Consider the following 10576-nt stretch of genomic DNA (forward strand, 5'->3'; position numbering starts at 1 on the left):
GAAATGCATTCCCCTGTGGGAGCTGGCTTGCCTGCGATGGCGCCAGCCGGTTCGCCACAAGATCCGGATCAGACCACCGCCGCCCGGCGCTGAACAAACCGGTCCACATACTCATCCGCCGGCGAATGCAGAATCTCGCGCGGCGTGCCGACCTGGATCAGCTTGCCGTCCTTGAGAATCGCAATGCGGTTGCCAATGCGCACCGCCTCGTCGAGGTCGTGGGTGATGAACACGATGGTCTTGTGCAGGGTCTTTTGCAGCTCCAGCAACTGGTCCTGCATCTCGGCGCGGATCAGCGGGTCGAGGGCGCTGAAGGCTTCGTCCATCAGGATGATGTCGGTATCGGCTGCCAAGGCGCGGGCCAGGCCTACACGTTGGCGCATGCCACCGGAAAGCTGGTGCGGGTATTTGTTTTCGTAGCCTTTGAGGCCCACGGTTTCGATCCAGTGCAACGCACGTTCGGCGCACACCTGCTTGGTTTCGCCGCGCACCTTGAGGCCGTAGGCAACGTTGTCGAGCACACTCTTGTGGGGCAGCAGGCCGAAGCTCTGGAACACCATGCTGATCTTGTGGCGACGGAATTGGCGCAGGGCCTCCATGTCCAGTTGCAGGATGTCTTCGCCGTCCACCAGGATCGCGCCGCTGGTTGGATCGATCAGGCGGTTGAAGTGACGCACCAACGTGGACTTGCCCGAACCCGAAAGGCCCATGATCACAAAGATCTCGCCCGTGCCGATGCTCAGTGACAGGTCGTTCACGCCGACCACGCAACCGGTCTCGGCCAGTACCTGGTCCTTGGTCTTGCCCTGACCAACCATCGCCAGGGCTTCCTTGGAGCGGTTGCCGAAAATCTTGAAGACGTTTTTAACTTCAATTTTGCTGACAGTAGTCATTTGCTCGCCTCATGCCGTGGACGACCATAGGCCTGGGTAATGCGGTCGATGACCACTGCAAGAATCACAATCGCCAGCCCTGCTTCGAGGCCACGGCCGACGTTGAGGGTCTGGATGCCGACGAGCACGTCTTCACCCAGGCCTCGGGCGCCGATCATCGAGGCGATCACCACCATCGACAACGCCATCATGGTGGTCTGGTTGATACCGGCCATGATGCTCGGCAATGCCAGCGGCAGTTGCACGCCAAACAGTTGCTGCAAGCGGTTGGCACCGAAGGCGTTGATGGCTTCCATGACTTCGCCGTCGACCTGGCGAATGCCCAAGTCGGTGAGGCGAATCAACGGTGGCGCGGCGTAGATCACCGTGGCGAAAATCGCCGGCACCTTGCCCAGGCCAAACAGCATCAGCACCGGGATCAGGTACACAAAGCTGGGCATGGTTTGCATGATGTCGAGCAGCGGCATCAATACCGACCGCAGGCGATTGCTGCGTGCAGACAAAATGCCCAACGGAATGCCGATCAGCACCGAGATCACCGTGGCGACCATCATCAGTGCCAGGGTTTGCATGAGCTTGTCCCACAGGCCAACCGCACCCACCAGGAACAGCAGACCGACGATCACCGCCGTGGTCACCACCTTGCGGGTGGCATGCCAGGCGATGCCGCCGACAATGGCGAGCATCAGCCACCAGGGCGCTGCACGCAGCAAGCCTTCCAGGTTGACGATGGCCCATAACAGCGTGTCGGAGATGTGCCGGAACACATCGCCGTAGTTGGTGACCAGTGAGTCCACCCAACCGTTGACCCAGTCGGCGATGGAAAACGTAAAACTCTCAGGAAACATAGCGTGCTCTCGATCCAGTGGGTTGTGGCCGGGTGCCCGGCTGGCCCTTGAGGGTAGCCGGACACGCTTGACCTACAAGGCCGCGTCGATTTTCTTGGCTGCGTCGTCGCTCACCCATGCGTGCCAGACTTCAGGATGTTCCTTGAGGAAAATTTTCGCCAGTTTTGGCGACTCAATCCGCTCTTTGGCCATGCGACCGAGGTTCTGGTTAAGCAGGTCGATGGGCAGGTTGACCTTCTCCAGCACCGCCACGAGTTCAGGCGCTTGCTCGTGGAAGGTTTTGGACAGGCCGACCTTGATGCTCACGCTTTTATCCACACCGGGCTTTTCCTGCAGCTTGACCAGATCGACCTGGCCCATCAGCGGGGTTGGCGACCAGTAGTAGAACAGGATCGGCTCGCCACGCTTGTAGCTCGACAGCACGGCGGCATCCAGCGCCGGGCCGGTGCCAGGGCGGAAGTTGGTGTAGGTGCTTTCCAGGCCATAGCTTTTCAGCATTTCGCTGTTATCCAGCTCACAGGTCCAACCGGCCGGGCAGTTGTAGAAGCGGCCCTTGGAGGGCTCTTCCTGGTCCTTGAACACCGAGGCGTATTTGGCCAGGTCGGCGATATTTTTCAGGTCTGGTGCCTTGGGTTCCAGCTTGCGCTTGGCGTCGCCTTCGATCACATAACGCGGCACATACCAGCCTTCCACGGCGCCGACCACCGGCGCACCAACACCGACAACTTTGCCGGCCTTCTCGGCCTTGTTCCAGACCTCGCTGCGGCCTACCCACTCTTCGGCGAAAACCTGGATGTCGTTGCTGCTCAGGGCGTTTTCCATGGTGATGGAGTTGCCCGGCAAGCTATCGGTTTTGCAGCCGTAGCCTTTCTCCAGCACGGTTTGCAGGATGTCGGTGAGCAACATGCCGCTTTCCCAGTTCAGCCCGGCGAATTTCACCGGTTTGCCGGACTCGCACCAACCCGCCGCCTGGGCGCCGGCAGAGGCCAGCAAGCCTGCAGATAACACGGTGGCCAGCAAGGTTTTATTCATCTTCATTGTTGTGACGCTCCCAATCTTGAAATGGATTACGGCAGTCAGTAGGCGTCCTGCCCTGTCCACGTCCCATCAGGCCTGTGCAGCCAGCCCGTTTGTCGTTGGTGCAGCGCCCTGCTCTATTGGCAGGATCAGTTGATCGGGCACCGTGCCGTGCCATTTTTTCGCACATACGTAATACAAGGCCGCTGGCAGTACCAGGCCGATGATCCAGGAGATATCCACATCACCCAGCGCGGCAACCAAGGGGCCGGTGTAGAACTTGGTAGAGATGAACGGCAACTGCACCAGCACGCCGAACACATAGACGCTGATACCGAGCAGGTTCCAGCGACCGTAGCGGCCATTCGGGTCGGCCAAAGCCGGGACGTCATAGCGCTCGCGGGTGATGCAGTAGTAATCCACCAGGTTGATTGCACTCCACGGCGTAAAGAACGCCAGCAGAAACAGGATGAAAGACTTGAACGCACCGAGGAACGAGTGCTGGCCGAGCAACGCGATCAGGGTTGCAGTGCCGACAATCACCAGCACGAACACCAGACGCTGCAGGCGGGTGACCTCAAGGCGACCACGGAAGCCGCTGACGATGGTCGCAATGCACATGAAGCTGCCGTAGGAGTTCAGGGTAGAGATGGTGACCTTGCCGAACGCGATGCTGAAGTACAGCAGCGCAGCGGTGGCGCCCGTACCACTCAACCCAACGATGTAGGCGACTTCGTGACCGGCAAATTGCCCGTTGGACATGGCCGCGGCAAACACGCCAAGGACCATCGCCACCTGAGCGCCAATGACCGAACCTGCACCGGCGGCGAAAAAGGTTTTCAGCGAAGATGTCTTGCTTGGCAGGTAACGTGAATAGTCCGCCACGTAAGGGCCGAAGGCGATCTGCCAGGAGGCCGCGAGCGACACCGCCAGCAGGAAGCTGCTCCAGCTGAAGTGACGGATCTGCAAAAGCGCGCCAACGTCGGTCTGGCTCATCAAACGACTGAACAGATAGACAAAGGCAATCACGCCAATGACGCTGGCGACCCGCCCAATAAAGTGGATCACCCGGTAGCCCAGCACGGTGACCAGTACGATGACGCTGGCAAAAATCAGGATACCGACGCTGTCGCTGACCCCGAACAACTGGCCCAGTGCCTGCCCCGACAGCACAGTCCCGGTCGCGGTGAAACCGAGGTACATCAGACAGACCAGCACAATTGGGATGGCTGCACCGTAAACGCCGAACTGCACACGGCTGGAAATCATCTGTGGCAGGCCAAGCTTTGGCCCTTGCGCCGCATGCAACGCCATGACGCCGCCGCCGATGAGTTGGCCGATCAACAGACCGATCAACGACCAGAACACATCACCGCCGAGCACCACGGCCAAGGCCCCGGTGACAATCGCGGTGATTTGCAGGTTGGCACCCATCCACAGGGTGAACTGGCTCAATAGACGACCGTGTCTTTCCGCTTCCGGGATGTAGTCGATCGAACGCCTTTCGATCAACGGTGTGGTGTCATTTGCAGCCATGTTGGTCAACCTCTGATGGATTGTTCTGGGTGTGCAGATTGCGGGTTCTACTGTGGGAGCTGGCTTGCCTGCGATGGCATCCCCTCGGTTCTGCCGAGAGACCGAGTCGCCCGCATCGCAGGCAAGCCAGCTCCCACACAAGCCAGCTCCCACAGGAACCAGGCCAGCCGTTATTTGATCATCGGCAGGTTCAGGCCCTGCTCCTTGGCGCAATCGATGGCGATCTGGTAACCGGCATCGGCGTGACGCATCACCCCGGTGGCCGGGTCGTTGTGCAGTACGCGGGCGATCCGCTCAGCCGCTTCATCGGTGCCGTCGCAGACGATCACCATGCCCGAGTGCTGGGAGAAGCCCATGCCCACGCCGCCGCCGTGGTGCAGCGAAACCCAGGTCGCGCCGCTCGCGGTGTTGAGCAAGGCGTTGAGCAGTGGCCAGTCGGACACGGCGTCGGAGCCGTCCTGCATGGCTTCGGTTTCGCGGTTCGGGCTTGCGACCGAGCCGGAGTCGAGGTGGTCACGGCCGATCACTACGGGTGCCGACAGCTCACCGCTGCGCACCATTTCGTTGAATGCCAGGCCGAGCTTGGCGCGTTGGCCCAGGCCAACCCAGCAGATACGTGCTGGCAGGCCCTGGAAGCTGATGCGTTCGCGCGCCATGTCCAGCCAGTTGTGCAGGTGCGCGTCGTCCGGGATCAGCTCTTTGACTTTGGCGTCGGTCTTGTAGATGTCTTGCGGGTCACCTGACAGCGCAGCCCAGCGGAACGGGCCGATGCCACGGCAGAACAGCGGGCGGATGTAGGCCGGTACGAAGCCTGGGAAGTCGAAGGCGTTTTCTACGCCTTCTTCCTGGGCCATCTGGCGGATATTGTTGCCGTAGTCGAAAGTCGGGATGCCTTGTTTCTGGAGTTCCAGCATGGCTTTGACGTGCACGGCCATCGACTGCTTGGCTGCCTTGATCACGGCAGCCGGCTCGGTTTTGGCGCGGGCGCGGTATTCGTCCCAGGTCCAGCCGGCAGGCAGGTAACCATTGAGTGGGTCGTGGGCGCTGGTCTGGTCGGTGACCATGTCCGGGCGCACGCCGCGCTTGATCAGTTCCGGCAGGATTTCGGCCGCGTTGCCCAGCAAGGCAATGGAGATGGCCTTGCCTTCCTTAGTGTATTTGGCGATGCGGGCCAGGGCATCGTCGAGGTCGGTGGCTTGCTCGTCGACATAACGGCTGGCCAGGCGGAAATCGATGCTGACCTGCTGGCACTCGATGTTCAGCGAGCAGGCGCCAGCCAGCGTCGCGGCCAACGGCTGAGCGCCGCCCATGCCGCCGAGGCCGGCGGTAAGTACCCAACGGCCGGTCAGGTCGCTGTTGTAATGCTGGCGGCCGGCTTCTACGAAGGTTTCGTAGGTGCCCTGCACGATGCCCTGGCTACCGATGTAGATCCAGCTGCCGGCGGTCATCTGGCCGTACATGGCCAGGCCCTTGGCATCCAGTTCGTTGAAGTGTTCCCAACTGGCCCAGTGCGGCACCAGGTTGGAGTTGGCGATCAGCACGCGCGGGGCGTTGCTGTGGGTCTTGAACACGCCGACCGGCTTGCCGGATTGCACCAGCAGGGTCTCGTCGTCATTCAGGTTGGTGAGGCTCTCGACGATCTGGTCGTAGCACTCCCAGTTGCGCGCCGCACGGCCGATACCGCCGTACACCACCAATTCTTTCGGGTTCTCGGCCACTTGCGGGTCGAGGTTGTTCATCAGCATGCGCAGCGGTGCTTCAGTCAGCCAGCTTTTGGCGGTGAGCTTGTTACCGCGGGCGGCACGGATTTCGACGTCACGGTATTTTGTAGGCTTAGCTTTCGAAAAATCGGTCACAGCTGGACTCCTCGGCATGGTGCGCGAACATTGATGGTGCGAAGGAGAGTCTTACGCACACATCTTTACTTGTATGTACAAGCATATGCAATCAAGCGGCCAACTTGGTGAGAGAGCGGGTGAGATTTTTTTGGGAGGTGCGTGAAAGCCTCAGAAATTAAGGCTTTGAGGCTTGGTGAATTTTCTTACAGAGGGAGTTTGCGGACGAGGACATTGTTCAGGACGGCCTGGCATCGCGCCAAGCTGGGGCGTTCGGTAACAAATTGGTGCGCGGCTGGAAACAGCTCTTATGAGCAATGAAAAGCAAATGTGGGAGCTGGCTTGCCTGCTCCCACAGTTTTTTAACCGCGTGCGGTCAGTTCGATTACGCAGCAGCGGCCGGTGACAGAAATATCCAGCAGGTCATTGTTACCGTCGATTTGCAGGCAATCGTGATGGCCGAGCTTTTCACCCAGCACCTTCACTTCATCCGCCACACTGAACACCAACACCGTGTGCGCCGTGCTGAAAAACCGCTGCACACCATCCATCCACTGCAACCGTGCGTGGTAACGCTCGGGCGAATAAATCAGGTTGAAATCGCGGATCGGCCCGGTGATCAAGCGGCAGGACACTTCACTTTCACCCTTGAACGCAAACGGCTGCAGCGGTAACAGCCCGCGCTGTTCCTCGCCATCCACGGTCAGAACCATGCCCGCACCTTTGATCACGGTGATCACACGCTGGTAGCCGGCAAAGGTAGAAAACCCACCCGATTCGGCTATATCGGCAATCGACAAGCGCCAGCCAAAGCCATCCAGGCCAATGCCTGCGTCACGGGTGATTTCTTCGGTGCTGCCGCCGCCGTTTTTCCATGGCATGCGGATGTAGTCGGCGGCGCGCCAGACTTTCACTTCACTCATTTACTGAAACGTCCTTCCAGGCTATGACGGGAACCGGGGTGGATCAAACGCGCGGCGGTCACCGGCTGGCGGCCGGACCAGGTGCGGCGGCGAATCAACAGGCAAGGCTCGCTTGGCTCGATCTGCAACAGCTTGCACTCGGCAGCGTCGGCGAGGATGGCTTCAACCACATGCTCGCCCTCGGTCAGTGGTGCGACCTGGTTGAGGTAGGCGTACGGCGTTTGCTGGGTGAAATCCTGTTGCAAGTATTCCGGCGCGACCAGAGCGTTGACGAAGCGGTCTTCGATTTGTACGGGAATGTCGTTTTCAAAGTGCACGATCAACGAGTGAAACACGCGGCCGCCTTCGCGCATTTCCAGGGCCACAGCACGTTCGGAGCCGGCGGCCTCTTCGCCCAGGTGAATAACCTGGCAGGTATGCCGATGACCGCGGGAGGCGATCTCATCGGCAATGTTGTGCACTTCAAACAGCGCCGATTGGCTCTTGGGCTCGGCGACGAAAGTGCCAACGCCCTGCATGCGCACCAGCAACCCTTCGGCGGTGAGCTCACGCAGGGCGCGGTTGATGGTCATGCGGCTGAAGCCTAACTGGCTGACCAGTTCGCTCTCGGACGGCACGCGGTAATGGGGCGGCCAGTTGCCGTTGAGAATCTGCTGGCTGATCATCTGTTTGACGCGGGCATACAAGGGCGCCGGACTTTCGTCCATGTGGGCAGCCAGCGAAGACTTGGCGGGCGGAGTCGGCACAGGGAATCCTTGCAGGGGGAAAAGATGCATAGATTGCCGGAGTTTACCGAGCAGGCAAACGTCTGTATATGTATATACAAATAAACACACGACCGGGGTGCCTTGATCATGTCCGCTTTCTTTGCCGAACGCGCGCTGCTGCCTAATGGATGGGCCAACGATGTACGCTTTGAAGTCAGCGCCGATGGCGTGCTGACCCAGGTTGAGCCCAATGCCAGCGCAGACAACGCCGAACGGCTCAGAGGCCCGGTTTTGGCGGGCATGCCCAACCTGCACTCCCATGCGTTCCAGCGCGCCATGGCCGGGTTGGCCGAAATGGCCGGCAACCCGAATGACAGCTTCTGGACCTGGCGCGACTTGATGTACCGCATGGTCGGCAAGATCACCCCGGAACAACTGCAGGTCATCGCCCGCCAGCTTTATATCGAGATGCTCAAGGCCGGTTACACCTCGGTGGCCGAGTTTCATTATGTGCACCACGACGTCAGCGGCCAGGCGTATGCCGATCGCACGGAGCTGTCGCGGCAGATCAGCCAGGCGGCCGCCAACAGTGGGATTGGCCTGACATTGCTGCCAGTGCTCTACACCCATTCCGGCTTTGGTGGCCAGGCGCCGAATGAAGGCCAGCGGCGCTTTATCAACAGCACCGAAGATTACCTGGACCTGCAAGCACGCCTGAAGCCCATTCTGGCGGCGCAGCCAGCGCAGCAACTGGGCCTGTGTTTCCACTCATTGCGTGCCGTCACACCCGAACAGATCAATGAGGTGCTGGCCGCCAGCGACAAGGCATGCCCGGTACACATCCACATCGCCGAGCAGCAAAAAGAAGTCGATGATTGCCTGGCCTGGAGCGGCAAACGCCCGCTGCAATGGCTGTATGACAATGTTGAAGTGGATGAACGTTGGTGCCTGGTACACGCCACCCATGCTGACGCCGATGAAGTCACGCGTATGGCCAAGAGCCGGGCAATCGCCGGCTTGTGCCTGACCACCGAAGCCAACCTGGGCGACGGGATTTTCCCGGCGGTGGATTTCCTCGCTCAAGGCGGGCGTATGGGTATCGGTTCCGACAGCCATGTGTCACTGAGCGTGGTGGAGGAGTTGCGTTGGCTCGAATATGGCCAGCGCCTGCGGGACCAGCGACGCAACCGCCTGTATCGCAGTGATCAACCGATGGTTGGCCGCACATTGTTCGATGCTGCGCTGGACGGCGGCGCCCAAGCGTTGGGGCAGCCGATTGGTCGATTGGAAGTCGGCAAGCGGGCAGATTGGATTGTGCTGGATGGCAATGACCCGTACCTGGCGACGGCGACCGAGGATGGCATTCTCAACCGTTGGTTGTTCGCCGGTGGTGATCGCCAAGTGCGCGATGTGCTGGTCAACGGCAAATGGGTGGTGCGCGATGGGCATCATGCTGGCGAAGAAGAAAGCAGCCGGGCGTTCACCCACGTTCTGAGAGACTTGCTGGGCTAACAGCCGACACAAAACAAATGTGGGAGCTGGCTTGCCTGCGATAGCATCACCTGGGTGTAACGGATACACCCAGGTGTCTGCATCGCAGGCAAGCCAGCTCCCACACAAGCCAGCTCCCAATTCAAGCCAGCTCCCACATTAGATTGAGGGTGACCTCAGGTTACTGCGAGGTCTTCGCCATCTGCTTGTCCGACGTGCGGAAGATCAGTCGCGTCGTGTCATACCCTTGCTGGCGCGCCCTGCTCAGCAGGTCTTCGCGGGTGTCGGCGCTCACCGTCGGTGTGCGCGACAAGATCCACATATAACGCCGGCTCGGGCTACCGACGATGGCGGTCTTGTAATCATCACTCACGTACAGCACCCAATAATCGCCCTTGGCGACGCCTGGCAGCAGCGCGGTGAACCAGTTATTGAATTCCACCCAGAGCTTGTCGGTCTTGCCCGGCACTTGCGGCGTGGCCGTGCCCTTGGCTTCTTCCCACTTCCACTCTGTGGTCAGGCAGCGGTTAAACACCGACATATCGCCATCCGGCAGCAGGGTGTAGCGAGCCTCGGACTGCGCGCAGTTACGCTGGAAGTACATCGGCAATCGGGCCAACTCATACCAGGTGCCCTGGTAACGCTTGAGGTTGACGTTGCTCGCGGTCTTGGGTTGCAGATCATCGCCAGAATGGCTGGCGCAGCCCGCCAAAAACAGACTGGCGCAAAGAAACAAAACAAAACGCATCATTCTTCTTCTCCCGCAGGCTCGCGCCCCGGTTTACTTCAGGCCTTGCCCGGAAAACATCAGAACTTTGTCACCGGCGTACTGCACGCTGATAAAGCTGTTTTTATCGCCCCACGTGCAACTGGACATGCCCAGCGCACCGGAACAATCGGTCGGCTTACCCAGCAACGACTCCACCTCGGCCTTGGCCATGCCAGCCGACAGCTTCGCGTAGTTTTCTTGATTGACCTTGCTGCACGCGGCTAACAGCACGCAAAAAGCCAGCAGGGAGAGACGGCGTAAAGACATGGAAAAGCTCCTGGAGAGACAAAGCAGCTGGGGTATCTGCCAGAAGCTTAGAAGGGAAAAGAGGTGTCTGGTTCCCGATGGGCAAAAACAAAAAAACCCCGAAAACGCTGAAACGTTTCGGGGCTTCTTCTCATTCAAAACTTCAAGTCTTGAATGCTTCTGTGGCGAGGGAGCTTGCTCCCGTTCGGGTGCGCAGCGCCCGCAAGCTTTTTGGGGCCGCTTCGCCTCCCCAACGGCGCAAACCCCCCCCGCCCACAGGGTTTCTTTTTGTGGTAATCCGCTCCACACCC

General features: G+C 59.9%; 11 protein-coding genes. 2 read left to right on the top strand and 9 right to left on the bottom strand.

What is annotated here, in order from left to right; all coding sequences use genetic code 11:
* Positions 1 to 68: 68 nt before the first annotated feature.
* The 7 genes from GIW48_RS24705 to hutC all read right to left on the bottom strand — a co-directional run bounded on the left by GIW48_RS24705 (position 69) and on the right by hutC (position 7759).
* Positions 69 to 893, bottom strand: coding sequence for a quaternary amine ABC transporter ATP-binding protein (locus tag GIW48_RS24705; protein ID WP_017138612.1), 825 nt, complete (start codon positions 891 to 893; stop codon positions 69 to 71).
* Positions 890 to 1741 carry an ABC transporter permease gene (locus tag GIW48_RS24710; RefSeq protein ID WP_236461254.1) on the bottom strand — a complete coding sequence of 284 codons (852 nt, stop codon included), beginning with the start codon at positions 1739 to 1741 and terminating at the stop codon, positions 890 to 892. Before GIW48_RS24710 ends, GIW48_RS24705 begins: the two co-directional genes overlap by 4 nt.
* Positions 1742 to 1813: 72 nt before the next feature.
* Positions 1814 to 2779, bottom strand: a complete 966-nt coding sequence (locus tag GIW48_RS24715; protein ID WP_017138614.1) for an ABC transporter substrate-binding protein — start codon at positions 2777 to 2779, stop codon at positions 1814 to 1816.
* Between the two features lie 69 nt (positions 2780 to 2848).
* On the bottom strand, positions 2849 to 4294 hold the full coding sequence (locus GIW48_RS24720) for a purine-cytosine permease family protein (RefSeq protein WP_017138615.1): 1446 nt from the start codon (positions 4292 to 4294) through the stop codon (positions 2849 to 2851).
* 170 nt (positions 4295 to 4464) lie between these two features.
* A complete protein-coding gene (hutU, locus tag GIW48_RS24725; RefSeq protein WP_236461256.1) occupies positions 4465 to 6150 on the bottom strand; it encodes a urocanate hydratase in 1686 nt (561 codons plus the stop codon).
* Positions 6151 to 6491: 341 nt separating this feature from the next.
* Positions 6492 to 7052: a HutD/Ves family protein gene (locus tag GIW48_RS24730; protein ID WP_170039041.1), complete on the bottom strand. Its 561-nt coding sequence runs from the start codon at positions 7050 to 7052 to the stop codon at positions 6492 to 6494.
* Positions 7049 to 7759: a histidine utilization repressor gene (gene hutC, locus GIW48_RS24735; protein ID WP_017738808.1), complete on the bottom strand. Its 711-nt coding sequence runs from the start codon at positions 7757 to 7759 to the stop codon at positions 7049 to 7051. Before hutC ends, GIW48_RS24730 begins: the two co-directional genes overlap by 4 nt.
* 147 nt (positions 7760 to 7906) lie before the next feature.
* On the opposite strand from hutC, the gene GIW48_RS24740 reads away from it, so the two are divergent.
* Positions 7907 to 9271, top strand: a complete 1365-nt coding sequence (locus GIW48_RS24740) for a formimidoylglutamate deiminase (protein WP_236461258.1) — start codon at positions 7907 to 7909, stop codon at positions 9269 to 9271.
* Between the two features lie 160 nt (positions 9272 to 9431).
* Here the strand turns inward: GIW48_RS24740 and GIW48_RS24745 are convergent, their stop codons facing one another.
* Both GIW48_RS24745 and GIW48_RS24750 read right to left on the bottom strand, forming a co-directional pair.
* The gene (locus GIW48_RS24745; RefSeq protein WP_017138620.1) at positions 9432 to 10001 is read right to left on the bottom strand and encodes a lipocalin family protein; all 570 of its coding nucleotides are present in this window, start codon (positions 9999 to 10001) and stop codon (positions 9432 to 9434) included.
* Between the two features lie 30 nt (positions 10002 to 10031).
* Positions 10032 to 10286, bottom strand: coding sequence for a hypothetical protein (locus GIW48_RS24750; RefSeq protein ID WP_017138621.1), 255 nt, complete (start codon positions 10284 to 10286; stop codon positions 10032 to 10034).
* Here GIW48_RS24750 and GIW48_RS24755 point away from each other — a divergent pair.
* Positions 10285 to 10576 (top strand): hypothetical protein (locus GIW48_RS24755; protein ID WP_236490681.1); only part of this gene is annotated, 292 nt, incomplete at its 3' end. The genes GIW48_RS24750 and GIW48_RS24755 overlap by 2 nt on opposite strands.

This window comes from Pseudomonas sp. PA-6-3C (genome assembly GCF_021605825.1).
Lineage (GTDB): Bacteria > Pseudomonadota > Gammaproteobacteria > Pseudomonadales > Pseudomonadaceae > Aquipseudomonas > Aquipseudomonas edaphica.

Coding starts and splice junctions, on each gene's coding strand:
- GIW48_RS24705 (WP_017138612.1), bottom strand. CDS start 893: ATGACTACTGTCAGCAAAATTGAAGTTAAAAACGTCTTCAAGATTTTC.
- GIW48_RS24710 (WP_236461254.1), bottom strand. CDS start 1,741: ATGTTTCCTGAGAGTTTTACGTTTTCCATCGCCGACTGGGTCAACGGT.
- GIW48_RS24715 (WP_017138614.1), bottom strand. CDS start 2,779: ATGAAGATGAATAAAACCTTGCTGGCCACCGTGTTATCTGCAGGCTTG.
- GIW48_RS24720 (WP_017138615.1), bottom strand. CDS start 4,294: ATGGCTGCAAATGACACCACACCGTTGATCGAAAGGCGTTCGATCGAC.
- GIW48_RS24730 (WP_170039041.1), bottom strand. CDS start 7,052: ATGAGTGAAGTGAAAGTCTGGCGCGCCGCCGACTACATCCGCATGCCA.
- hutC (WP_017738808.1), bottom strand. CDS start 7,759: ATGGACGAAAGTCCGGCGCCCTTGTATGCCCGCGTCAAACAGATGATC.
- GIW48_RS24740 (WP_236461258.1), top strand. CDS start 7,907: ATGTCCGCTTTCTTTGCCGAACGCGCGCTGCTGCCTAATGGATGGGCC.
- GIW48_RS24745 (WP_017138620.1), bottom strand. CDS start 10,001: ATGATGCGTTTTGTTTTGTTTCTTTGCGCCAGTCTGTTTTTGGCGGGC.
- GIW48_RS24750 (WP_017138621.1), bottom strand. CDS start 10,286: ATGTCTTTACGCCGTCTCTCCCTGCTGGCTTTTTGCGTGCTGTTAGCC.